Annotated in this window: 24 protein-coding genes; 9 read left to right on the forward strand and 15 right to left on the reverse strand. The window is 64.6% G+C overall.

Annotation, left to right across the window (positions count from 1 at the left end):
- Positions 1–80 precede the first annotated feature (80 nt).
- The 4 genes from BDD21_RS23640 to BDD21_RS23655 all read left to right on the forward strand — a co-directional run bounded on the left by BDD21_RS23640 (position 81) and on the right by BDD21_RS23655 (position 2692).
- Positions 81–1076: a serine/threonine protein kinase gene (locus tag BDD21_RS23640; RefSeq protein WP_120799257.1), complete on the forward strand. Its 996-nt coding sequence runs from the start codon at positions 81–83 to the stop codon at positions 1074–1076.
- A 40-nt stretch (positions 1077–1116) separates the two neighbouring features.
- Positions 1117–1995 carry an alpha/beta hydrolase gene (locus BDD21_RS23645; RefSeq protein WP_120799258.1) on the forward strand — a complete coding sequence of 293 codons (879 nt, stop codon included), beginning with the start codon at positions 1117–1119 and terminating at the stop codon, positions 1993–1995.
- A 34-nt stretch (positions 1996–2029) separates the two neighbouring features.
- Positions 2030–2356 carry a DUF4342 domain-containing protein gene (locus BDD21_RS23650; RefSeq protein WP_120800101.1) on the forward strand — a complete coding sequence of 109 codons (327 nt, stop codon included), beginning with the start codon at positions 2030–2032 and terminating at the stop codon, positions 2354–2356.
- A gap of 135 nt (positions 2357–2491) precedes the next feature.
- Entirely contained in the window at positions 2492–2692 is a 201-nt protein-coding gene (locus BDD21_RS23655; protein WP_120799259.1) for a hypothetical protein, read from the forward strand.
- A gap of 122 nt (positions 2693–2814) precedes the next feature.
- Here the strand turns inward: BDD21_RS23655 and BDD21_RS23660 are convergent, their stop codons facing one another.
- Entirely contained in the window at positions 2815–3588 is a 774-nt protein-coding gene (locus BDD21_RS23660; protein WP_120800102.1) for a hypothetical protein, read from the reverse strand.
- 222 nt (positions 3589–3810) lie between these two features.
- On the opposite strand from BDD21_RS23660, the gene hrpB reads away from it, so the two are divergent.
- Together hrpB and rlmKL are read left to right on the forward strand one after the other, a co-directional pair.
- Positions 3811–6330, forward strand: a complete 2520-nt coding sequence (gene hrpB / locus BDD21_RS23665) for an ATP-dependent helicase HrpB (RefSeq protein WP_120799260.1) — start codon at positions 3811–3813, stop codon at positions 6328–6330.
- A 347-nt stretch (positions 6331–6677) separates the two neighbouring features.
- Positions 6678–8891, forward strand: coding sequence for a bifunctional 23S rRNA (guanine(2069)-N(7))-methyltransferase RlmK/23S rRNA (guanine(2445)-N(2))-methyltransferase RlmL (rlmKL, locus tag BDD21_RS23670; protein ID WP_120799261.1), 2214 nt, complete (start codon positions 6678–6680; stop codon positions 8889–8891).
- Here rlmKL and pufC read toward each other — a convergent pair.
- From pufC to BDD21_RS23705, 7 genes are all read right to left on the reverse strand, one after another.
- Positions 8878–11616, reverse strand: a complete 2739-nt coding sequence (gene pufC / locus BDD21_RS23675) for a photosynthetic reaction center cytochrome PufC (RefSeq protein ID WP_342769619.1) — start codon at positions 11614–11616, stop codon at positions 8878–8880. The two genes, rlmKL and pufC, sit on opposite strands and share 14 nt — an antisense overlap.
- A gap of 232 nt (positions 11617–11848) precedes the next feature.
- The gene (locus tag BDD21_RS23680) at positions 11849–12178 is read right to left on the reverse strand and encodes a high-potential iron-sulfur protein (RefSeq protein WP_120799263.1); all 330 of its coding nucleotides are present in this window, start codon (positions 12176–12178) and stop codon (positions 11849–11851) included.
- A 150-nt stretch (positions 12179–12328) separates the two neighbouring features.
- A complete protein-coding gene (soxZ, locus tag BDD21_RS23685) occupies positions 12329–12640 on the reverse strand; it encodes a thiosulfate oxidation carrier complex protein SoxZ (protein ID WP_120799264.1) in 312 nt (103 codons plus the stop codon).
- Between the two features lie 54 nt (positions 12641–12694).
- Positions 12695–13246 carry a thiosulfate oxidation carrier protein SoxY gene (locus tag BDD21_RS23690; protein ID WP_120799265.1) on the reverse strand — a complete coding sequence of 184 codons (552 nt, stop codon included), beginning with the start codon at positions 13244–13246 and terminating at the stop codon, positions 12695–12697.
- Positions 13243–13782 carry an Lcl C-terminal domain-containing protein gene (locus tag BDD21_RS23695; protein ID WP_211335144.1) on the reverse strand — a complete coding sequence of 180 codons (540 nt, stop codon included), beginning with the start codon at positions 13780–13782 and terminating at the stop codon, positions 13243–13245. The genes BDD21_RS23690 and BDD21_RS23695 overlap by 4 nt, the downstream gene beginning before the upstream one ends.
- Positions 13783–13913: 131 nt before the next feature.
- A complete protein-coding gene (locus BDD21_RS23700) occupies positions 13914–14426 on the reverse strand; it encodes a c-type cytochrome (protein WP_147431206.1) in 513 nt (170 codons plus the stop codon).
- A gap of 11 nt (positions 14427–14437) precedes the next feature.
- On the reverse strand, positions 14438–15457 hold the full coding sequence (locus BDD21_RS23705; RefSeq protein WP_120799268.1) for a metallophosphoesterase family protein: 1020 nt from the start codon (positions 15455–15457) through the stop codon (positions 14438–14440).
- A gap of 606 nt (positions 15458–16063) precedes the next feature.
- On the opposite strand from BDD21_RS23705, the gene BDD21_RS23710 reads away from it, so the two are divergent.
- Positions 16064–16804: a YwaF family protein gene (locus BDD21_RS23710; protein WP_120799269.1), complete on the forward strand. Its 741-nt coding sequence runs from the start codon at positions 16064–16066 to the stop codon at positions 16802–16804.
- A gap of 31 nt (positions 16805–16835) precedes the next feature.
- Here BDD21_RS23710 and BDD21_RS23715 read toward each other — a convergent pair whose 3' ends face one another.
- The 5 genes from BDD21_RS23715 to BDD21_RS23735 all read right to left on the reverse strand — a co-directional run bounded on the left by BDD21_RS23715 (position 16836) and on the right by BDD21_RS23735 (position 21853).
- Positions 16836–17573: a nicotinate-nucleotide--dimethylbenzimidazole phosphoribosyltransferase gene (locus tag BDD21_RS23715; protein ID WP_147431207.1), complete on the reverse strand. Its 738-nt coding sequence runs from the start codon at positions 17571–17573 to the stop codon at positions 16836–16838.
- 149 nt (positions 17574–17722) lie between these two features.
- Complete coding sequence (locus tag BDD21_RS23720) at positions 17723–19219, reverse strand: cobyric acid synthase (protein ID WP_120799271.1); 1497 nt, start codon at positions 19217–19219, stop codon at positions 17723–17725.
- Complete coding sequence (gene cobD, locus BDD21_RS23725; RefSeq protein ID WP_120799272.1) at positions 19216–20388, reverse strand: threonine-phosphate decarboxylase CobD; 1173 nt, start codon at positions 20386–20388, stop codon at positions 19216–19218. The genes BDD21_RS23720 and cobD overlap by 4 nt, the downstream gene beginning before the upstream one ends.
- A gap of 4 nt (positions 20389–20392) precedes the next feature.
- Positions 20393–20749 carry a hypothetical protein gene (locus BDD21_RS23730; protein ID WP_120799273.1) on the reverse strand — a complete coding sequence of 119 codons (357 nt, stop codon included), beginning with the start codon at positions 20747–20749 and terminating at the stop codon, positions 20393–20395.
- Between the two features lie 327 nt (positions 20750–21076).
- Complete coding sequence (locus tag BDD21_RS23735; RefSeq protein WP_120799274.1) at positions 21077–21853, reverse strand: metal-dependent hydrolase; 777 nt, start codon at positions 21851–21853, stop codon at positions 21077–21079.
- 121 nt (positions 21854–21974) lie between these two features.
- Between BDD21_RS23735 and BDD21_RS23740 the strand changes: the two genes are divergently transcribed.
- Together BDD21_RS23740 and BDD21_RS23745 are read left to right on the forward strand one after the other, a co-directional pair.
- Complete coding sequence (locus BDD21_RS23740; RefSeq protein WP_120799275.1) at positions 21975–22451, forward strand: MEKHLA domain-containing protein; 477 nt, start codon at positions 21975–21977, stop codon at positions 22449–22451.
- Between the two features lie 101 nt (positions 22452–22552).
- Entirely contained in the window at positions 22553–23446 is an 894-nt protein-coding gene (locus BDD21_RS23745; protein ID WP_120799276.1) for a carbon-nitrogen hydrolase, read from the forward strand.
- Positions 23447–23707: 261 nt separating this feature from the next.
- On the opposite strand, the gene BDD21_RS23750 is transcribed toward BDD21_RS23745, so the two are convergent.
- Both BDD21_RS23750 and BDD21_RS23755 read right to left on the reverse strand, forming a co-directional pair.
- Positions 23708–24199: a hypothetical protein gene (locus BDD21_RS23750; protein WP_245969779.1), complete on the reverse strand. Its 492-nt coding sequence runs from the start codon at positions 24197–24199 to the stop codon at positions 23708–23710.
- Positions 24192–24308, reverse strand: coding sequence for a DUF29 family protein (locus BDD21_RS23755; protein WP_211335145.1), 117 nt, complete (start codon positions 24306–24308; stop codon positions 24192–24194). Before BDD21_RS23755 ends, BDD21_RS23750 begins: the two co-directional genes overlap by 8 nt.
- Between the last annotated feature and the right edge of the window lie 14 nt (positions 24309–24322).

Below are 24322 nucleotides of genomic sequence, written 5' to 3' on the forward strand. Positions count from 1 at the left end.
GCGAAGGGCCGTGGATGCACCAAATGCCGAACTCACTCGAAAGTGAGCATCTCGCTCTGGACGCGGTTTAGAATCGAGTCATGATAACGCCCAATCCCACCCCTTACGCCGATCTCAGCCCGGACCTCGTGCTCACCGCGATCGAGAGCGTCGGGCTAGCCACCGACGGTCGCATGCTCGCACTCAACAGTTACGAGAATCGCGTCTATCAGATCGGGATCGAGGATGCGCAGCCGCTCATCGCCAAGTTCTACCGGCCCGGACGCTGGAGCGACGCGGCGATCCTCGAGGAGCACGGCTTCACCCAAAGACTGGCCGAACATGAGATCCCGGCGGTGCCGCCGTCGGTCATCGACGGCCGTACCCTGCACGCCTATGCCGGCCACCGCTTCTCGCTTACGCCTCGGCGCGGCGGCCGCACGCCGGAGCTCGACGACCCGAGCGTCCTCGAGTGGCTGGGGCGTCTGCTCGGGCGCATCCATGCGATCGGTGCACTCGAGCCCTTCGCGCACCGCCCGACGCTCGACATCGACACGTTCGGCGAAGAGCCTCGGGCCTTTCTGTTGGCGCACGATTGGATCCCGAAGGACCTGCTTCCCGCCTACGAGAGCGTCGTCGAGCAGGCACTCGTCGGCGTGCGCGCCTGCTACGAACGCGCCGGCTCACCGGCCTTGATTCGGCTGCACGGGGACTGTCATCGCGGCAACATGCTCTGGACGGACGCCGGGCCGCACTTCGTCGACTTCGACGACGCGCGCATGGGTCCGGCCATCCAGGATCTCTGGATGCTGCTCTCGGGTGATCGCGAGGAGATGAGCGGACAGCTCGCCGACGTCCTGGCCGGCTACGAGGACTTCTTCGAGCTCGACTACCGCGAGCTTCATCTGATCGAGGCGCTGCGCACCCTGCGCATCATCCACTACGCCGCCTGGCTCGCCCGGCGCTGGGAAGACCCGGCGTTCCCCGCCGCCTTCCCGTGGTTCGGCGCCCCGCGTTTCTGGGAGGATCACATCCTGCAGTTGCGCGAGCAGATCGCGGCGATGGAGGAAGGGCCTTTGTGGGCGAGTCCGCCCTGATACGTCCGGAATCCCGATCGACCGCCGAGGCGCCCTAAGTATGCTCGAGCTCCCGACATCCGTTTCCGGTCCCGTCTCCGGTCTCGGTTGGATTGCATCGGCGATCCTGCTGCTCAACGCCGCGATGTGGCTGCTCCAACCCGGTATGGTCTTCTATCCGACCCCTACGCTCGCGGCGACACCGGCCGATTGGGGTCTCGCGTTCGAGGACGTCGAGCTGACGGCCGACGACGGCACCCGGCTCCACGGCTGGTACATCCCGCACCCTGACGCGACCCATACCCTGCTCTTCTTCCACGGCAACGCCGGCAACATCAGCCATCGGGGCGAGTCGATCGCCATCTTCAACCGGCTGGGGCTGTCGGTCCTGATCATCGATTATCGCGGTTACGGGCGCAGCGCCGGACGCCCGAGCGAGGCAGGGCTGTATCTCGATGCACGCGCCGCCCGGGATTATTTGGTCGAGGTACGCGGGGTCGACCCCGCGTCGATTCTCATCTTCGGACGCTCGCTCGGTGCAAACGTCGCCGCCGATCTGGCCGCGCGCGCCCCGTCGGGCGGGGTCATCCTGGAATCCGGTTTCAGCTCGGCACGCGACATGGCACGGCATCTCTATCCCGGACTCCACCACGTCTTGTACCTGCGCTTCGACTTCGATGCCGCCGAGCGGCTGTCGCGCGTGCGCGCTCCGGTCTTGGTCCTGCACAGCCCGGACGACGAGATCGTGCCCTACGCCTTAGGCCGGAAGCTGTTCGATGCCGCGCGCGAGCCGAAGCGATTCGTCGATCTGCGAGGCGACCACAACAGCGGTTTTTTTGCCAGCCAACCCGATTACGAACGCAGCCTTGCGGCCTTCATCGGCTCGCTCGGGCCGTCCCAACCGCCCGAAACGAGTGACGAATCGGTTCGAACCCGCTAGGATGCCCGGCCAAACAAGACCGCGGATCCCGACCATGCGAAACGACAAGACCGGCAACCGAAGCGGACGCGGCACGACCGAGGAGATCACCGTGATGGGCAGTGCGCTGGTCGAGAAGGTTAAAGAGCTGATCCAAGAGGGCAACGTTCGCCGGCTGATCATCCGTCGCCCGAGCGGGGAGGCGTTGGTGGAGATCCCGCTGACGGCGGGGGTCGGCGTTGCCGCCCTCTTGACCTTCCTCGCGCCCGTATTGGCTGCACTTGCCGCCATGGCCGCGTTGATCGCTCAGTTCCGCGTCGAGATCCTGCGCGATCCCCCGGAGCGATTCCGCAACCCGCGCGACATCGACCAGGACGATTAAACCGCGCCCGGCGCTGTATGCGCCGTTTGTGGGAGTGTCTTGGCCGCGCCAGCTCCGACGACTGTCGGAGCTGGCGCGGTTTAAAGTGTTAAAAATGATTCGAAAACAACCGCCAGACAACAGAAGAGAACCACGATGAACGAAGTCAAGAAGACCGCCGAGTATCGAATCTATCAAAAGAAATCCGGTCGTTATGCCGTGCAGGCCAAGGGCAAGCAATGGCTCCACGGCGAAGAGAAGGAAAAGGTCCTGCTCGACGAGCAGTTGATCACGCGCCTTCGGCCCAAGGCGCCGCCGGCACCCGAAGCGGCCGAAGAGACCGCAGCCGCCGAGTAACCCAAACGGCACCGTCACCGTAGGGGACGAGCGAGAGCGAAGTCCACCGAACCCCGCACGGCGCTGGTGGACTGCGCTGCGCTTGTCCACCCTACGGCGCTTGCGTACCACACCGATTCGGCTTAGATCCGTCGCCGGATGCGCACGGGTGCGATCGGCAACATGATCAAGAATCCGAGGCCCGTGACCAGGGCCATCCAGGTCGCAAACCCGAAAAGCCGACGCACACTCAGATTGGCCTTGTGGAGCACCTCGAACTCGTCGAGATAAACGGTTTCGCAGGCACCGTTGCCCGTGTCGTCGCGTGTCAGGCTGGTGCCGCGCGCATAGCCGTTGCCCACGTTGACATACTCGGCCAGCACCCCCTTGAACCGGATCTGATCCCCCGGCTCGGCGGACATCAGGGCATTCTTGATGGCCCGATCGTCGGTCAGGAGATGGTTGTTGGAGAGTGCGTTCATTTTGAACCTGGCGGTGACCGCGGGATCCGACCACGAGGCCCAGCAGGTCCAGCTGTCGTTGCGGAACCGCATGTCGCGATAGACGCCCGACGCCACGTTCTCGCCCCAGACGACGCAGAGATCCCGCAGGTTGAGAAAATCCTGCCAGCTCTTGTGGTGCCAGATGTTCTTCATCGCATCGGCATTGCTGTAGCTAACCACGACCCCGTCGAGCGCGTACTCGGCCTTCGGCTCGATCCGGTACTCTTGATCGCGCACCCGCACCGTGAAGGGCTCGCGATCCGTCGGCGTCTGAAGCGGCGCTTCGAGCCTGCTGCGATCGAAGGTCTCGGGCGCCGGGAGAGCATCCTTCTGCCAATAGGTCACCGCGAGCAGCACGAGACTGGCGAGGAAGAGCCATTTGAAGGCCGATTCAAGCAGGCATGTGATCGGCACGTCGATCGACTCCGGTGTCGTGTCGGGCAAGGTCCGATATGGTCAGGAATGTCACTCGGCTATCGGCGCGGCGCAGTGGCGTCGGCGATCGCTCCGGGCCATGGATGACCGAACGGCGGCAATACGTCCGAGTGTTGGTCGCATGGTCGGGCTGAACTCGAGCAACGCTGGAGCAAAGCACAGCAAAGGCTGTGCCTACTCGACCCTGATGGATCCTCTCTGATGGAACAACTGCCGATCGAGCCCGTTCTCGACGACCTGCGCGCCGCGCTGCGTCGCGGTCACGCCGTGCTCCAAGCGCCGACCGGCTCGGGCAAATCCACGCGGGTTCCGCTCGCCTTGCTCGACGAAGACTGGCTCGGTGCCGGCCGCATTCTCATGCTGCAACCTCGCCGGCCGGCGGCACGCATGATCGCCGCGCGGATGGCCGCGCTGCTGGGCGAGCCGCTCGGGGAACGCGTCGGCTACCAGATCCGCTTCGAGCGCCGGATCGGCCCGCGCAGCCGCATCGAGGTCATCACAGAGGGCATCCTGACCCGACGCATCCAGTCCGATCCGACGCTCGAAGGGGTCGGACTCCTGGTGTTCGACGAGTTCCACGAACGCAGTCTGCAATCGGACCTGGGGCTCGCACTCGCGTTGGACCTGGTCGCCGGTCTTCGCCCGGATCTGCGGCTGCTGCTGATGTCCGCGACCCTCGACACCAAGCCGCTGGCCGGGCTCTTGGGCAATGCGGCCGTCATCCGCGGCGAGGGACGGAGCTTTCCCGTCGAGGTCCATTATGCCGAGCGCGCATCCGGCCCCGATACGGTCGCTGCGGTGATCTCGGGCGTGCGTTCGGCGCTTGCGAGCCATCCGGGCGACATTCTGGCATTCCTTCCCGGCACGGGCGAGATCAATCGCTGTGTTGCGCGGCTGCGTGAGTTGCTGGACGAGCGAACCCGGATCCTGCCGCTGCACGGCAGTCTCCCGACGGAGGAGCAGGAAAAGGCCCTGGTCCAGAACACGGGGCCAGAGCGCCGCGTGCTCGTCTCGACCGATATTGCCGAGACCAGCCTGACGATCCCGGGTATCCAGGTCGTAATCGACAGCGGCCTGAGCCGCAAGCCGCGCTTCGATCCGGGCTCCGGGCTCACACGCTTGGTGACCGAGCCCATCGCGCGCGCTTCCGCCGAGCAACGCGCCGGGCGCGCCGGGCGGTTGGGGCCGGGTGTCTGCTATCGGCTCTGGACCCGCGCGCAGGAGCAAGGTCGGCCCGAGCATCGAACGCCCGAGATCCTTCAGGCCGATCTGACATCGCTCGTCTTGGAGCTGCGCCTCTGGGGCGTGGCGGATCCGAGCGGACTGCGTTGGGTCGATCCGCCGCCCGGCCCGACATGGGAGGCCGCCGTCGTACTCCTGACGCGCCTCCGCGCACTGGATTCACGCGGCGCCATCGCCCCGCTCGGCCGGCGGATGGCGGAGCTGCCGGTCCATCCGCGACTAGCCGTGATGCTGCTCGGCGCCGCCGAGTCGGCCCGCGGCGACGCCGCCGATCTCTGCGCGCTGATCACCGAGCGCGACCCGTTGCTCGATACGCCCAGACGACGCCGCCCAGCCGATTTGGGTCTGCGTCTGCAAGCCCTGCACGCCTGGCGTGAACGGCGCTCGGTGCCGGGGGCCGATCCACGTCGGCTCGCCGCCGCGGATCGGGTCTCGCAACAGTTGCAGGGGCTGACGCGAAAGGCCCAAACCGGATCCGCTGGGCCGGGATCGGCTCGGTCGACTGCCGAGCTGCTCGCACTCGCCTACCCGGAGCGCATCGCACAGCGCCGCGAGGGCACCGACGGGCGTTATCGTCTGGCCGGAGGCTCCGGTGCGCTCTTGCCTCAGGACGACGCCTTGGGGATCCATCCCTATCTGGTCATCGCCAGCCTCGACGCAGGGGGCGCGGACGGCCGGATCCAGTCGGCGCTCCCCATTGCCGAGTCCGAGATCCGCGCGTGCTTCGCCGAGCGGATCGAGGTGAGCCGCCGCCTGTCCTGGGACACTCAGCGCGAGGCGGTGGCCGCCCGTGCCGTCGAGCGTCTGGAGGCCATCACCCTGCGGGCGCAGCCGGTGCCTTTGGAGGCGATGGACGATGTCGCTGGCATCCTGCTCGAACAGATCGCGACCCGATTCGACCAGGCGTTCGCTTGGAGCGATGCCGCGCTCCAATTCATCGACCGTGTCGCCCTGATGCGCCGACTCGAGCCCGAGGGCGACTGGCCGGATCTCTCGCCCGAGGCCCTGCGTGCGGATCTCCATGTCTGGCTGGCGCCCTATCTGAGCGGGATGTCGCGGCTCGTGCAGACCCAAAAGCTCGACCTCATGCCGATCCTGGCCGCGCGACTCGACTGGGGTCAGCGACAGCGCCTCGACAGCGAGGCACCGACCCGGATCGAGACCCCGGCAGGCCGCGAGCGCGCGATCGACTATTGCGTCGGCGAGACCCCGATCCTCGCAGTCCAACTGCAGGAGCTCTTCGGCCTCGCCGAGACCCCGCGAATCGGTCGCGGGCGCGTCCCACTGCTCCTGCACCTGCTCTCGCCCGCGCGTCGCCCGATCCAGGTCACCCAAGATCTCGCCGGTTTTTGGGCGCGGGGTTACGCGGAGGTCCGCAAGGAGCTGCGCGGGCGCTACCCCAAACACGCCTGGCCCGAGGATCCGACACGGGCGACACCCGTCGCGGGTGTCCGTCGCCCGCGCCGGGCCGAAGGCTGACGGGAGACACAACGAGCCTTTTTCCGGAAAAGGATCTACCGGCAGAGCCGGAACCAGGAAAAGTGGTCGAAGGATCTACTCGTTGTCGTTGTCGTTGTCGTTGTCGTGTTCGTCGTCCGGAATCCGATTACGACAACGACAACGACAACGAAGAATTCTGCGACGGTTTGCTCAAGACTTACGGCGTAGGGGACTAACGAGCACGATCGTCAAGGCCGTCAAGACCTTGCATGAAGCACGAAGCGGTCAACTGCCGGATCTAGGTTCAAACACCTTGGGCGGCGAAAGACCGCTGCGCGGCCGGTATATACTGCGTGACCCGATCCCCCGACGACCTGCCGCCCAAGATGCCCCAGCACACCTTCTTCGCCTCCGCACCCAAGCATATGGGAAGTCTACTCGCGGAGGAGCTGGCTCGACTCGGCCTTCAGGGGGCGGTCGAGGCGCGCGGCGGGGCACGGTTCGTCGGCGAGGTGCAAGACGCCTATCGGGCGTGTCTCTGGTCGCGGGTCGCCAACCGCATCCTGCTGCCGCTCGCACAGTTTCCGGCGGCGGGACCGGACGAGCTCTACGCCGGGGCGGAGGAGATCCACTGGGAAGAGCATCTCTCGCCCGAGAGCACCTTCGCCATTCAGCTCGACGGCATCGTGAAGGGCGTCACGCACGGGCAGTATGCCGCCCTGCGGGTCAAGGATGCGATCGCCGATCGTTTCACCCGTCTCCTGGGTTACCGGCCGAATGTGGATGCCCAGTCGCCGGACCTTCAGATCCATGTCTATGTCCATCAGGATCAGGCATCGGTCAGCATCGATCTGTCCGGTACATCCCTGCACCGACGCGGCTACCGCAGCGAGGGCACCTCGGCGCCGCTGAAGGAGAATCTCGCCGCCGCCATCCTGCTGCGCGCGGGTTGGCCCGCTATCGCGGCCGAGGGAGGCGCCTTGCTCGATCCCATGTGCGGCTCCGGGACACTCGTCATCGAAGGGGCTCTGATCGCGGCGGACATCGCACCGGGTCTGTTGCGCGAGCGTTTCGGGTTCATGGGCTGGCTGCAGCACGACCCGGCGGCCTGGCAGCGGCTGCTCGACGAGGCCGAAATCCGGCGCAGCGCCGGGCTGCAACGTCTCGGCTCGCTGCGCGGCTACGATCAGGACCCGCGCGCCATCCGCATCGCGATCGAAGACCTGGCGCGGGCCGGACTGGCCGGTCTCGCGCACTTCGAGCGACGCGAGCTGGCCGACTGCCGGCCGGGTCGAGACGACGACCGCGGTCTCGTGGTGGTGAACCCACCCTACGGCGAGCGGCTCGGCTCCGATGCCGAGCTGCCTGCGCTTCACGCGCGCCTGGGATCGGTACTCAAGGAACGCTTCGAAGGCTGGCGCGCCGCACTCTTCACCGGCAGCCCGGACCTCGGCAAGCACATGGGCCTGCGCGCACACCGGATTCACCACCTCTACAACGGCCCGATCGAATGCCAGCTGCTGCACTTTCGGATCGAGTCGAGCGATTTCGTGACCAATCGGCCGCGCACGCTCGAGCCGACCGAGCGCAGCGACGGCGCGACCATGTTCGCCAACCGGCTCGCGAAGAATCTCAAGGCGCTCGGCAAATGGCGCCGCAAGGAGCAGATCGACTGCTTTCGGGCCTACGACGCGGATCTCCCCGAGTACGCGGTGGCCGTGGATGTCTACGAAGGGGAGCCTGAAGGCGATACGCCGCAGCGTTGGGTGCATGTGCAGGAGTACGCCGCGCCGACGAGCGTCGACCCCAAACGCGCCCGCCACCGGCTGCGCGAGGCATTGAGCGTCATTCCGGAGGTGCTGGAGATCCCGGAATCACGGATGTTCTTCAAGGTCCGCCGACCGCAGAAGGGCAACGCCCAGTACGAGCGGCTCGCCGAGACGCGCCGCTTTCACGCGGTCAAGGAGGGCGGACTCAAATTCCTGGTCAACTTCGAGGACTATCTGGACACCGGGCTCTTCCTGGATCATCGCGACATTCGCCGCATGATCGGCGAACTGGCCGAGGGCAAGAGCGTCCTCAATCTCTTCGCCTACACGGGAACAGCGACGGTCTATGCCGCCAACGGCGGCGCGGCCCGCACCACGACGGTGGACATGTCCCGGACCTATCTGGACTGGGCGCGCGATAATCTCGCGCTGAACGCGATCCCGATGCAGCGCCATGAACTGGTTCAGGCGGACTGTCTGCAGTGGCTGGAAGAGGCCGCCGGCAAACGCCAATACGACCTCATTTTTTTGGATCCTCCCAGCTTCTCGACCTCCAAGCGGATGACGGAGACGCTCGACATCCAGCGCGACCATGTCGGCCTGATTCGAGCCACCACCCGGCTGCTCAAGCCGGGCGGTCTGCTGGTGTTTTCGAACAATCTGCGCCGGTTTCGGCTGTACGCGGAGGATCTGGCGGATCTCGAGATCCAGGATATCAGCCGCGAGACCATCCCTCGCGACTTTGCCCGCAACCCGCGGATCCACCAATGTTGGCGCATCACCAAGCCTAGGTCGCCGTTCCCGCCGACCGATCCGCTCAGCTGTCGGTGAGGTTGCTCACCGCGTCGTTGCCGGTCTGCTCGATCATGACGATCTCGACGCGCCGATTCTCGCGTCGCCCCCGATCGGTCGCGTTGTCGGCGATCGGCCGTTCGGCACCATAGCCCTCGGTGCTGAGTCGGCCGGGATCCACCCCGCGCTCGATCAGAGCCTGCATGACCGATTCCGCACGCTGCCGAGACAGGGCCTGATTGATCTCCGGGTTGCCCAGGCTGTCCGTGTGCCCGGCGATCTTCGCCTTCAGGTCGGATCTTGCTGCAAGCATCTCGGCGATACGGTCGAGCATCGGCAGCGCGCCTGCCGGCAGAACGGCGCTGCCGCTCGGGAACCGAAGCTCCTCCCCGCCGAGGTTGACCACAATGCCCTCCGGGGTGATTCGTCCGCCGACCTCGGCCGCACCTTCATAAAGCGTGCGTAACCGTGTGATCGACTCCTTGGCTTCGGCCAGCTCGTGCGCATGCTCCGTTGCCGCAGCCTGCTTGCGTGCCCGCAGATCCGCGGCGGCGGCGTCCGACTCGGCGAGCATTGCCCGCAAGGCATCCATTTCCTCCGTCAAGGCAGCGATCTGCGACTCGGACTCGGTGTCCGCTAAGGCGGCGTCGCGCTGCGCGCGGACCACGCCAAGCTGCTGCTGCAGGGCGACGCGCTCCTGATCGAGTCTTGCTCCGGCGGCCCGGAGCGCCGCTGCGCGCTCTTCGTCCAGCTTGGCGATCTGCCTCTCGGCTTCGGCCGCAACGGCATCGCGCTGCCCACGAACTACGGCAAGCTGTTGCTGCAGGGCGGTGCGCTCTTGATCGAGCCTCGCCCCGGCAGCCCGCAGGACCGCGGCCCGTTCATCCGACAGCTTGGCGAGCTGCCCCTGCGCCTCGGCCGAAACCGAATCGCGCTGCCCACGAACCACCGCAAGCTGCTGCTGCAGGGCGGTGCGCTCCTGATCGAGCCTCGCGCCTGCAGCCCGAAGAGCCGCAGCCCGCTCTTCGCCCAGCTTCGCGATCTGCAACTCGGCCTCGGCCGCAACCGCATGACGCTGAGCGCGAACCACCGCAAGCTGTTGCTGCAGCGCGGTACGCTCCTGATCGAGCCTCGCCCCGGCAGCCCTCAGAGCCGCCGCTCGCTCTGCGGTCAATTTGGCGGCCTGCATCTGCGAATCGGCCGCGACCGCATCGCGCTGCCCGCGAACCACCGCAAGCTGTTGCTGCAGAGCAATCCGCTCCTGCTGCAACCTGGCATCCGCAGCCGCGCGATCCCCCTCGCCTTGACTCAGTGTCGCTGCATGCCGGCGATCGCGTTCGGCGATCTCGGTCTCGGCTTCGGCGATCGCGGCGTCGCGCTGCGAGCGAACGCTCTCCAGTTCTTGAAGCAGTGCAGTGCGCTCGGTTTCGGCTAGTCCGGCGTCCGACGCGACAGCAGGCTCAAGCGCTGGTTCGAGCGCGACCTCCGCCACGTCCTCCTGCATCGGCGCCTGCGTGTCATCCAGTGCCGCAATCAGCGCGCTTTCCGCACCCGGCTCCGCAAGCGCAAGCACCGCCGGCTCCTCCGGCACGACCCCCGGTCGTTCCGTGCGATATCCAGCCAGCTCGGGGTAGTCGCCTAGCATACTGACCCCGAGCAGCGGTTTGAAGGCACCTTTGTGGCAGGTGTCGCAAGCCACCTTAGGTGCATCGCCGGTGGGCCCCAGTCGCTCCGTGGGATACAAGGTCTTAAGGGGATTGAGATAGTCGCCGTTGAGCTCGCGCACCATCCGAATGCCGTGCCACGCGGTGACGCGTTGCGGCGTGCTCTGTTCCCAAACACCCATCGCCCGGGTTTGGTGACAGTAGGTGCAGTTCACGCCCAGCGAATTAGACATATACATCATCAAGGCGTAGGTCCATTCCGCCTTCTTGATCGAGTTTCGGTTATCCGAGGGCAGTGCCGTCAATCCCTGAACGGAGACCTGAGCGTCGCCGTCGAAAAACGGCGTCAAGGGATCAAACGGAAGCGACGAGTTACCGACGGTCCGCATGCCCGACGTGTTTTGGCCCGCCTTGACGCCGGTTATCCCGGCCGACGGGGTCGTAGGTCCGAGGTTGGTGAACCAGGTACCGGAGGGGACCGCCTGGCCGCGGTGGCAGGTCCAACAGGTGACACCGGTCCCCGCGACATGAGACTTCCAATTCGAATTGATGTCCCGTGTCATCTGCAGCATTTGCCGCGAGACAACCTTGGTGTATTTCTCGTCCGAGGCCAAGTTCTCGGTGTTGTGGCAGTATTCGCAGCCCTCTTTGGGAGCGACCCAAGTCGACATCGCCTGCATCAGGCGTGCGAGTTCGAGTGCATCCAGGTCAGTGAGCACCTGGATGTTTTCATTGACCTCCGTCGCGAGGGGTATCGCGGGGTCCGGCGGATCGCGAGGCTCGGGTTCGGGAATGCTGTGGATATCGGCCGCTGCCATCAATCGACCGGGTTTATCGATGTGGATCATCGACGTGCCGCGCTCTCCCCACTGGACGCTCTCCGTGCGATCGCAACCGACCAGGCTCAAAAGACTGCACACCATCAGACCGGTCACCACCCGGGTCGAGCCTCTGCGAGTCGATGCGCGATGCGAATGAATGGAACTGTCTAGGGTTGACGACGGCACAGCGCCAATGGCCGTTTGCCGGTCGATCCGCTGCATGCGCCGGTGCGCAACGTGCACCCACGCGTGCTCCGAAGTGCCTGCGGGACACCTCATCGCTGTGACCTCCAATGCTCGATGCCCTGCGTCCGGCTGCACCGGACGATCGGCTCTGTTTTAGTGGCGTGATGGCGAGACCAATGCCCCGGTCTCCGGCCCGTGTCTCCGGGTCCATCGATCTTTTGGCCCGAGTGCAGCGTGCAGCCCTGTCGCGTCGATCGAGCCCGCTCCGGCTGAACCGGTATCTTTGCGCCGACCCGTCACTGTTCTTGTCGGTCGGCGCATCGGTCTAAGCTGCGGCATTGGGCTTGAAGTTTCGGCACCAGCCGTCGACCGGCACCAAACGTTTACCGAAGAAGGAACAGGGTCCGAGCGGCTCGCCCGGCTCCCCGGAGAACAACTGACACTCGCTGCATTTCTGCTCGACCGTGTGCTTGGGGTATTTGGCCTGGTCGACCTGCGTGGTATCCAAGCGGAAACCCATTGACTTCGCGTAGGCGTCGTCTTCGGTCAAGACAGCCGTCTTCGCTTCCTCGGCAAGGCTCCAGCGACTCAGGGCGAGTGCGGACCCTCCCGCCACGAGTTGAAGCATGAAGGTCCGGCGATTGCATTCGCTCATGGTGTTTGCCCTCGTTCGTTTGGTGGTGTGTGTCACGTTGCAACGGGCTCCGTCATGGAAACGAAACCCGTTAGGCCGGCTTTCCCCGATCGCTGCCCCGACTGGAGACACGATCGGATGTTCCAGCGCCGCTGCCGTCCGGTATCGACGTCACAGGATCGAGGCCGAACCGGTTCCCAGGTCACCCACGTTGTCCGTCCAGGTGACGTTGAGGCGATCACCCGGCTCGCCGCCCTTGAATCGAAACGCGATCAAGGGATCCTTCGAAACGGCGATGCTCAAACGCGCCTGTAGCACCGTGCGATCGCCGAGCTTGACCTCGACATCGCTGATGTAGTGGGCGCGGCGCCCCTTCCCCGATGCATCCAACCCCAGTCCTGTCTCCATTGGATGCGGCATCAAGACCATCACCTCGGTGATGCCGTCGTTGCTTCTTGCGCGGATTCGTATCGGATCAGCCATCCTGTTTCACTCTCGTTCGCCCCCGAAAGAGGCCCCTCCTCGGGGCTCGGATGCTCAAACGCATCCGCCAACCGTGACACGCGTCTGCGCGACCCGTGAGTAGAGACGACCACTCGCCCTCACCACCGCGTATACCGGACCGCTTTGCGCCAGCTTCAGGCGTACCGAGACGAATGGATCGGTCCCGCTCGGAATCTCGAAGCAAACCGCGGCCGGATACGGATTGCTCGCGACCAGGACGTAAATCTCCGAGACTCCATCGAGTGTGCTCGACACCGTCACGGGCACGACGGCCCCGTCCTCGACGACGCCGGGCAAGGTCACATCGACAACTGTGTCATTCGCCGAGGTGCTCCCGAGAATGGCGAGCGCCTCGTCCATCGTCGTGGCTGAGAAGAGGTCGGCGCATTGCGGTGTCTGCGCGTGAACGGAGCCGAGCAGACCGCTTTGCAACAACACCCAAAACAGGCCACCGGTCACGATCAAACCGCGCCGATCACGATCGACGTCGGCCTCGTCCTCGGTCCCGTCCGTCCCGATCGAAACAGCCGTGGCGTGAGGCCGCGCCGCATCGACAGCGTGTTTGTGTCCGAGCCGGGAGATCATGGTGCCGTGCGCACGAGGCGGACCGCATGTCGCTCGGTTTTCGCCACATGCTGCACGCCCTCCGGTCCGAAGCTCAGGGCGTATGCGTGGTCCTCGAAGCCTTCGCCCGGTCGCAACGAAGCAGTCCAGAAGAGGCTCGGCGGGGTGCTCGGAAACACAGCAAGGTTGATTCGCGGGTTCTCGCATTGCCTCTCGGCAATCATTGCGAGATCGCGCAGTTGCGGCACGCGCCAGTCGTTGAAGAAACGTACTCCGCTCGCGTTCGTCGTTGCCGCAAGCTCCTGAGCCCCCGGCCAGTCATAAACGGCTGCTTCCCCGACACACGTACTGCCGGACCAGCTCTGTCCTGTGGAGCAGCGCATCCACATCAGCTGGGCGACCTCATCCGTCACGGTGCCGTCCCCGTTGTCGCTGAACCGTTCCGTCGGCGACGACAACGGATAGCGGCTGGTGTCGCAGGTTTGTTCGGCGAAGCTCGGGGCGACGAGGACGCCTTGAACGATCATCAAAACGAATGCAGCTCTGCCCGGCATCATCGGATACAGCCTCGAAGACTGAAGAATCACGACACGCGACTGTCGACACGACATTGTCGACACCGCACATCATCCATCGGCAGGCTAACCTCAAAGAGAGACCTGCCGATGGCCCGTCATTTCAAGTCGGGTCAGGGCTTGGTGTCGACGCCGATGCCGGTCGGTGTTCGTGCGAAACCGGTGCCGTATTCGACGACAATCGGTGTCGTCTGCTCGCTTGCCAGACCGGGGGTGATCTCCTTGCCGCGATGCAGATAGAAGGCGTAGGCTTCCATGGCGGTCATGTCGTCTCCATCGACGTCGAGCCTCGCCCCTGCCTGGGGGTTCTCGATGCACCAATTCACCATCTCACGAAAGGGAATGACCTTGCCGTACATCGTCATGTACTTCGGAAAGGTTTGCGGATTGGACGCAGCCGTATCGGGATGACAGTTTCCACAGGCGAGACCATTGGTCGTCATATCCGCACGGCTGCCGTGCCAAAGGTCATACCCCAAGGCGATCGATTCGACCAAAGCCGCCTTCTGCTCTGCAAGCTCTTCATCCGTAAAGGGCGCACGTGCCAAACTGGTCCCTGCCGCAAGAACCGCGGCGACCGCCGACACCGCCAAGATCCGGTCGATCTTCAGCATCTTATTCGTCATGATCGCTCCCCTTAGACCTTGAACCCGTCTCTCATAAATGGTGTCAGCGAGTCTTCGAACGGTTGGTACTGGACCAGACCCTCGAAAGATTCGCTCAGATCGATGACCTGTGTACCCATCCCGTCAGTCGAGATCGACGGATCCGCCCGATTCATCCGAGTCTCGGGGAAAGCAAGTTCCACAGGGGGATAAGGCCAAGGCCAGGCCGTTCCGAGGGCCGCAACGGAACTCATGTTTCCGATCCGGTTGTATAGCGTCTGATGGACATGACCGTGATAGGACATGACGTTGTCGAACTTCGACAGGATCTCGCGAATTTCGGGCGCGTCCGAGGTTTGGAAGTTCCAGCGCGGGTAGTAATCCCACAGCGGCGAATGCGTGAAGATCACAACAGGCGTGTCCGGCGCCAGGTCCTTGACGTCGTTGGCGAGCCATTCGAGCTGCTTCTCGTGCACGCCCCATGGACCGGGGATCGGGCTCTCGAGCATTTCCATGACCGTCATGCGCTCGAGCGGGGTCATTCCGGCTCCGGTCCAAAAGTCCCGAACCAAAATGGAGTTGAGGCCGATGAAATGCACCCCCTTGTGATTGAACGACCAGGTCTCGTCGCCGAAAAGCCCCCGCCACGCATCACCCATATCGAGATACCAATCGTGCTCGCCGGGGATGATCTTCATCGGCATCTTCAGATCCGCGAGGATCTTGCTCCCTTTCACCAACTGGTCTTCCGTTCCGTTTTGTGCGACGTCGCCGCCGAACAGCACAAAGTCGGGAAGCGGCGTCATCGCATTGACCTGGGCTACCGCCTCTGCGAGCTGTTGGTCGAACTTGTGGTCGGGCATGCTGTAGAGATGCGCGTCGCTGATGATGGCGAATCGGAATGGCTCGACGCCCCGCTTACCCGTTTGCGCGCGGACGATATCGACAACGCCGAGATTGATTCCGACCGCCTGCGCGACCAAAGTCGTCAAGCCGGCCTTGCCGGCAAACGACAGAAACTGCCTTCTGCTGTGATCTACAATGTCAGACATTGTTGTCTCCACCTCGTTGTTGGCGTCTTCTGAACAGCGCCGATAGTGTTGTCACGTGTCCAAGATCCATTCAACGCATCGACAGGGCAATGAGCTGCGTCTGACCGAGCGAAGCGATTTCACAGGATTCCAACCTGCGATCATCCGAGCGGAAATTTCTATCGCTTTAGTCGTTATCACCTATCGTCATTATTGACGTAACAAGGATGTAGTGTTGACAGGAATGGTGTCAAGCGTCCGACCAAAATAATTTTATCGGCGAACTTCATAAAGACTATTCCATCATATTAGTAAAATCGAATACGGTGGAGCTATTGAGATGGACATTGCTCTCAATCCGAGTACGCGAATTCAATGAATGAGGTGTGGTTATTCGAAAAGGCTGGATTGAAAGAGCCGTTCGAATGGCCAAGGTGAATATGCAGTCGCGCGGAGTGCGCAACCTATTCTCCCCGAAGTCTCTGCCGATCAAAAGCGTCAGACAGACCCGGTGACTGCGTTATCATGTCGATCCATCGGGATGATGAACGAAGAGCGACGCCTCGAAATCAAAGCGTCGGTCGAGGCGCAGACGCGCACACCCACACACGAAGACGGAGTCGATCAATGAGCACGGCGGGTCCACTCATCCTTTTCGGTACGGCACATCTGAGCAGCGTGCTCGTCATCGCAGCGATCGGTGTCGGGTTACCCCTGCTGGCGCGCCGAACGCTGAGTATCGCGGCGCAATACCGAGTGGGGCTCTTGATCGCGGCCCTTTTGATCGGGCAGGAGGGTTTTCATATCTGGCTGCTGGCAAACCGTTACGACCAGCTCTTGAGCAGCCTGCTGCCTCTGCATCTGTGCGGACTGTCGGTGCTGCTGACCGCCTGGGTTCTTGCGGCGCGATCCTATTCCGCTTATGAGATCGTCTATTTTTGGGCGTGGGGCGGGACCCTTCAGGCACTCATCACACCGGATCTGGACAGGGGATTTCCTGACCCGGCCTTTATCGCCTTTTTTCTCGGGCATGGGCTCGTCATCGTCGGCGTCCTCTATGCCACCTTGGTCTATCGTTTCAGACCGAGACTCGCATCCATCTTCAAATCCATCGGTGTTTTGCTGCTCGTGGTCGCCGTCGTTGCTCCCCTCAACCTCTGGTTGGGGACGAACTATCTCTTCCTCTGCAGCAAACCCGAGCAGGCGTCCTTGATGGATTATCTCGGCCCCTGGCCTTGGTACATCTTGAGCCTGGCCGGATTGGCGCTGGTGTCGAGTGTCATCTATTACCTGCCGTTCCTGATCGGGGATCTTGTCGCGGCGCGCTCGCGTGCGACGCGTCCGTCGCCGCCATCATCGCGGGGATGAAGCGGGGGCCGCATCGCGCGGCGCAACCTCCTTAAAGGGCGCAGAGGCTGCGCGGACGCATCGGGGCCGGTACCGAACCAGGACGGTCGGCGGATATCGGGTCGAGCCAGGCGCGCACGCCGGGGTTCAATCCGACCGCCGCGTCGACCGCGATCTCGCCCGCAGGATCCGGTAGGCAGAACGGGATTCCCATCTGTGCCGCCGCAATGGCAACGCCGACCAATGCGGCGATCTCGGGACGTCCGCGGCAGCGCAGAGCATCATAGGGGTCGAAGCAAAAGGGGGGCTCCCCAAGACATCGATCGAGACAGGGGAACTCATACCCCGCACAGGGTGCAAACGCATCTGTCGCGCGCAGCCACCACCGGGGCACAGGGCGCACCGACGGGGCCACACCGATCAGGTGCGCGACCCCTGCGAGCTTGGCGCGCTCGGCCGCGTGGCGGCCGGCGCTCAAGGCGACATCCAAACGGTGTTTGTCGAGTGGGCGGGTCAGCCGACACCGAGGATGCTCGCCACAGATCCATGGATGAACCCGGGCGCGTCCGTTTGAACACATCTCGAGGTCGACCCGAAGCCGAAGGATCTCGATCTCGAGGTCCGTGTCGTCTTCGGGACAGTTCAGGTGATCCGCGACGGTGGACCGGCTGCAGACCGCGACCCGCATCTGATCCTCGCCCGAGAAGAAAAACGCGCCGGCCTCGGAATCGAGCTCGACAAGCAAAACCCGCGAACCGCTCGCGCGCCACAGCGTGGAATCGACGCACACCGGAGCGTCCATTCGAGTTGCACCGAGATCATTCGACCCGCTGCTGCCGACCGAGCCTGATCGCCCGCCACGACTGCAACCGTCATCGGATGCATGCGCCCCCCCGAGGCGATCGCGATGCGCCGCCGGGACGCTCAACCAGCCCGGTCTCAAGAGGCTTCGGTCCCGCTGCTCGGCATAGCGCCGCACAGAATCCGCTCGATCTGTCCGAGATCGAGATGCTGCTCGATGCTGTCGGCCAACCGCTCCAGGGCCGACTCGCGCAGAGCACGATAGTCCGGGGTCTCGTGCACCGCCAGACCGGCCCAACGCAGCAGGGCCGACGCAGCGGCGGGCGACTCGAAGAGTCCGTGCAGATAGGTCCCCAGGATCTGTCCATCCTCCGAAACCGCACCGTCCGGCCGCTCGCCCGGTGCATCGTTCAGGAGCACGGCCGGATGATCGAGTGCCGGACCGCTCGACCGGCCGGCATGGATCTCGTATCCCGTAACCGCGGCGTCCTCCAGCCTAAGCCGGCCTGAGACGTTGGCCAGGGTCTTCTCGGGCGCGAGCCGGGTTTCCAGATCCAGCAAACCAAGTCCAGGCCCGTCGCCCGGATCGCCTTCCAGACCCAATGGATCCAGGATCCGGGTGCCGAGCATCTGGAAACCGCCGCAGATCCCGATCAGCCGGCCGCCGTAGCGCAGATGCCGCGCGATCACCGGCTCCCAGCCCTCGCGACGCAACCAATCCAGATCCGAGCGCACCGACTTGGACCCCGGGAGGATGATGAGATCCGCAGGCGGCGGAACCTCTCCGGCCAAGACATAGCGCAGGTCGACCTGAGGATGCAGACGCAGTGGATCGAGGTCGGTGTGGTTGCTGATGCGCGGCAGCCGCGGGACGATCACCCGCAGGGCGTCGCTCGGCTTGTCGGACTGGCGCACGGCGACGGCGTCCTCGGCCTCCAGATGCAGGCCGTGCAGATAGGGCAAGACGCCGAGCACCGGCTTGCCGGTCTCGCGCTCGAGCCAGTCCAGACCGGGCTTCAGGAGCGCGAGATCGCCTCGGAAGCGATTGATGACGAATCCGACCACGCGCGCCCGCTCGCTCGGCGCGAGCAATGCCAGCGTGCCGACCAAATGGGCAAAGACCCCGCCGCGATCGATATCCGCGATCAGGATCACCGGACAGTCCACCGCCTCGGCGAACCCCATGTTGGCGATGTCGTGCTCGCGCAGATTGATCTCGGCGGGACTGCCGGCACCCTCCACGACGATGCGATCGTAGGACGCGCCGAGCCGGGCATGGGACTCCAGTACCGCTGCGCGCGCGATGCGCTTGTAGTCGTGATAGGCGACGGCGTCCATATTGCCGACGGCCCGACCCTGAATGATGACCTGGGCACCGCGGTCCGAATTGGGCTTGAGCAGGACCGGGTTCATGTCGACGCTAGGCGCGATCCCGCAGGCCTGCGCCTGCACCGCCTGGGCCCGGCCGATCTCGCCGCCGTCGGCGGTGACGGCGCTGTTCAGGGCCATGTTTTGGGGCTTGAAGGGTGCGACCTTGACGCCGCGTCTGCTGAAACAGCGGCACAGACCGGCCACCAGGACACTCTTGCCCGCATCCGAGGTCGTGCCCTGGACCATGAGGGTCACCGCGGTCATCTTGAAACTCCGGTGAGGGTGCCTGGAACGGGGGCGGAGGCGGAGGCGAGCGTCGGAGCAGCCGATGAAAAATACCTATCGGGGGTCTCGCCCACTGCTTGCCGGAATGCATCTGCGGGCGGGTACAGCGCCGGACAGCACAGCCCGGATTTGAGCCGCGCCCAGCCGGCCTCGTCACCCGGCAGTCCGAAACGAAGACTCGAGGGTGCGTCGAATCGTCGTACCAAGATCCCCTGCCGTGCCAGTCGATCCTGGATGGCGGGGGCCTCCAACGTGCAGACCCATTGAAACAGCTCGGTACCGCCCGTCGGCACGAGACCATCGTCGGACAGCAGCCCGGCAAGCCGGGCGGAGGCCCGGCGCAGCGACGCGCGGGTCGCCTCCTGCCAGGGTGAATCGGTCAAGGCGAGCCGGGCGACATGGCGGGCCGGACCGCTCAGCGCCCAAGGTCCGAGCCGCGCATGCAGCGCCACGCGCAGATCGGCCGTCGCGAGCACGAACCCGACGCGCACCCCGGCAAGTCCATAAAATTTGCCCAACGACCGCAGGACGATTAAACCCGGTCGATCGGTGTAGGGGGCGAGGCTGTCCCGCGGGGTCGTGTCCATGAATGCCTCGTCCACGAGAAGCCAGCCGCCGCGTGCGGCGAGCCGTGCGTGCCAATCGAGCAAGGTGCTCACCGACCACCGTCTACCCGTCGGATTGTTCGGATTGATCACGACCAGGACATCGAGGTCGTCCAGACCCGCGCCATGGTCACCGCCCGGCGCTCCGTCGGCCAGGCGGACCAGGGTGTGACCGGCGCGCTGCCATGCTTGCGCATGCTCCTGATAACCGACCGTCGGCACCCCGACGCGTCCGGGCATCCGCAAATCGGGCAACGCCTGGATCGCGGCCTGCGAACCGGCGACGGGGAGGAGACCGGGTGCGCCGTAACACAGCGCGGCCGTTTCTTCCAGACCGTCGTCCTCTTCGGGCAGCCGCGCCCATGCGGTACCGGGCACCTCGGGCACGGGCCAGCCGTCGGGATTGATGCCGGTCGAGAGATCCAACCAATCCGGCACCGGAATGCGGTAACGCGCCGCGGCCTCGCGCAGACGCCCGCCGTGCTCCAGCGGAGGTGGCGTCCGGACGCTCGATTCAGCGGTATGCAAGCGACGTGCAATCATCGCGTCATTCGGTCTGCTTCACGTCCAGCCCGATCGGGCTGTACTGGATCCGCACGGCCATCCAAAAGGCGTAGGCCGCAAGGACCATCAGGAACCCGAGGATGTCGAGGACGGAGAAAACCCGCTCACGGTCGACGACGAACCAGATCGCAGCCAGAACCGTCCCCGTGAAGAGGATCCCCATCACATAAAGAGGTGCAAGGCCAAGCCGCATACCTTCCAGATGCTGATGGATCTTCTGCTCGCGGTTCTGCGCAGCGGCGCGCTCGCGAGCCCCGAGCACGGCGCGTCGATGGGCCAACGCTTGATAGACCAACCAGGCACCCATCAGAAGGCAGACTGCTCCGAGATAATATTTCATTGCGTGGTTACCTCGATCTTAAACCGCGCCCAGTGCGGTATGCGATGTTGTTGGATGGGATCGGCCCCGGCCGTTTTGACGACCGCTGGAGACGGCGCGGTTTAAGAGATTAAAAAAAATATGATTTTAAACCGCGTCCCCGCTAAGGCCCGTGCATGCACCAAACGTCGAATTCACTCGAAAACGAGCATCTCGCTCTGGACGCGGTTTAGCTCAACGACAGAGGGCTCGGCGCATCGCCGAGCCGAACGCGATGCTACTCGCGAGCGTCGACGCCAACAAGCCGACGCGTTGGCCGAGGCTTCGTCCGATGTGCCCGCCCGGCGCTCAAAGGTTGGCCGCCCCCGTGCGGATCCAGTCGACCAGGGACTGCACCAGCACACCGGCCCCGTCGACCAGGCCCTCGAACGTCTCCACGAGACGCTCGGCGGCGACGACGATCGTCCGAGACAGATCCTCCGCCGGCAGCAAACCCCCATCGAGCGCCGGCGCGAACCACGCCAACGCAACAACAACGGCCAGCATCGCGAGACTGCTCCGAGGATCGGCGAGACTGAAGGGCTTGAGCGCGGTCCCGAACGAGCGTTTGACCCGACTGTTCAGGAGGTCGACGCTGTAGAGTTCGTCCAGGACGAGGTGCGTCAGGTAGCCGATCCCGACCATGAGGCCGGCGATCCAGGCCGATTCCGCGGACCGATCCATCATCCAGTAGGCGATGTTGACGGTCGCCAACGCCGCCGCCGCGATCCCGAGCCAGGAATGCCAGATGCCGCGGTGGACCGTCGCCCGGGCAAAAAGCTCGAAGATCAGATAGCGCACGCAGAGAAAGACGCCGATCCAGATGAGCGCGACCTCCAGCGGCAGAAACCGCCCGATCAGCGGTAGGGTCATCGCGAAGGCGACCGCAACCCCGAGCACATTGAAGAAGGCACGCACCGGTTTGGAGGCGTCGGCATCGATGTCCGGAAGGAGACTCCCGGCGACACCCAGTGCAAAATAGCCGAGTGTCGCGCCCTGCTCGACCAGTCCGGCGCCGTGCAAACCGAGCACCGTGGCAACGCTCACGAAGATGCCGCCGTTGAGATGAGTCTGGAAATTGGCCATGCGCGATCGTGGGTCCGGGAACAGAGGGGCCTGATTGCCGCCCTGAATCCGGCAGAGACTAACAGGGCGGAGGCTCAAACGGTGAGCCTGCCCCTTCGATTTATGACTGGATCATGAGCCGATGCCCTTACCCTACCCCGACCCGTCCAATGACTTCCTGTGCGACCATGCCCGACTCCTGCGCACGAGCCATCGACACCTGACCGGGCGCGATCTGATCGATCCCGGCGTGGACGACCGCGAGGCCGCCCGGCGACTGTTTGCAGCGCCCTTCGCGCTCCTGTCGCACACGGCCGACCCGGACCCGATCCTGACTTACGGCAACCGAATAGTCCTGGATCTGTTCGAGCTTGATTGGGAGACGCTGACGCGGATGCCCTCGCGCTTGACCGCCGAGGCACCGGACCGGGAGGCGCGCGCGCGCCTGCTCGCGCAGGTGACGGCCAACGGCTTCATCGACCATTACAGTGGGGTGCGGGTATCTTCGAGCGGTCGGCGGTTTCGGATCGAGAGCGCGGTCGTCTGGAACCTGATCGATCAAGAGGGACGGCAACTCGGGCAAGCGGCGACCTTTGAACACTGGCAACCGCTCGGTTGATCCGAGCCGCGCTTCGATCAACGACGTGGCCGGGTCGATCACGGCCCCGCGATCACAAGCAGTCACACACACCTGGATCCACTGTTTCGGAGGTTGGCGTCATGTCGGGGACCCCTTTCACCATCGCACTTGTGCAGGAAACCGATCAGGGAAGCGTCGCGGCCAATCTCGATGCCTGCGAGCGGGGAATCCTCGAGGCCGTCGAGGGCGGTGCGCGTCTGGTTCTGCTTCAGGAGCTGCACAACGGCACCTATTTTTGCCAGACCGAAGATCCCGCCAACTTCGATCTCGCCGAGTCGATCCCGGGTCCCAGCACCGAGCGACTCGGCGCTTTGGCCGGCGAGCTGGGTGTGGTCATCGTCGCCTCGCTGTTCGAGCGCCGCGCCCCCGGGCTCTATCACAACACCGCGGTGGTCTTGGACAGCGACGGACGGCTCGCCGGCGTCTATCGCAAGATGCACATCCCGGACGATCCAGGCTACTACGAGAAATTCTATTTCACGCCCGGCGACATCGGCTTCGAGCCGATCGACACCTCGGTCGGGCGCCTGGGCGTGCTGGTGTGTTGGGATCAGTGGTATCCGGAGGCCGCCCGTCTGATGGCGTTGGCCGGTGCAGAGATCCTGCTCTACCCGACCGCGATCGGCTGGGATCCCAACGACGCGCCGCAAGAGCAAGCCCGCCAGCGCGAGGCATGGATCGGGATTCAGCGCAGCCATGCGATCGCGAACGCCCTGCCCGTCGCGGCCTGCAATCGTGTTGGGTTCGAGGCGGATCCGAGCGGCGCGACGGCCGGAGCGCGATTTTGGGGGCATTCCTTCGTCTGTGGTCCACAAGGCGAGATCATCGCGCAAGCCGGCGATCAAACCCCGCAGATCCTGCTTGCCGAGATCGACCCGGCTCGCACCGAGAACGTCCGCCGACTCTGGCCCTTCCTGCGCGACCGCCGCATCGACGCTTACGGCGACCTGACTCGTCGCTATCGGGACCGATGACCGGCCCGGCGAAGAGCCGACTGAAGTCGGCGTACCGGGGAGCCGACTGAAGTCGGCGTACCCGGGAGCCGACTGACGTCGGCGTGCCGGGCTTCAGGTTCGCCGGTTTCAACCGGCCCCGGGGAGGCGGACTTCAGTCCGCCGAGACCAACGACCGGAATGGTGTTCTCGGGAACCGAGAAAGGACAGATGCGCCGACCTTTCGACGACCAAACGGGTGTGGCTGAAACATCTTGCCGACCCGGGAACCCCGAACGCGATTCAATCCCTCCGTGTCTCGAATCGAAACGGCGCAGCCAAGATCCCCTCTGCCGTGTGGACCAACACCCTCGCCTCCCACTCCATGCGCGCACGCACGCACACCGGCAAGGTGCCCTGCCCTTCGTAAACGCCCGGACCAGCCGACTCCAGCGCTGCTCGGTTGTAGCCCATATTCATGTCGACACCGGCGAAATCGATCTCCACCGCGCGGACGTCCAAGCCGCTCGTCTGCACCGCAAGCCGCAGCGGCGTGACGACCGGGATGGTCTGCGGCTCGATCGCAAAGCGCAGGCTCCCGCCGCCTGCAAACCGAGCATCGCAGGGTCCGGCGCGCAGATCGCAGCCCGGATCAAGCGGCGCGACCTCGACCAGCGTCGGGTTCAGCAGCGGCCACGCCTTGTAGAGCGCGACCGCGACAACCGCGACGAGCAGCAGGCCGGCAACGGCCCAGAGCAGGGCCGTGGTGCGCCGGGGCGAGGAGGTCTCAGTCATGGCCGGTTGCATCGAGCGTGTCGATCTCGCCATAGCGCCCTTCGCGCAGCAGGCGAGCGGTCTGCATGGTCCAGTCGTACAGATCCTGGTCGTAAAGCGATTGCGACATGATGACGGGCTCCG

The sequence above is a fragment of the Thiocapsa rosea genome (genome assembly GCF_003634315.1).
Lineage (GTDB): Bacteria > Pseudomonadota > Gammaproteobacteria > Chromatiales > Chromatiaceae > Thiocapsa > Thiocapsa rosea.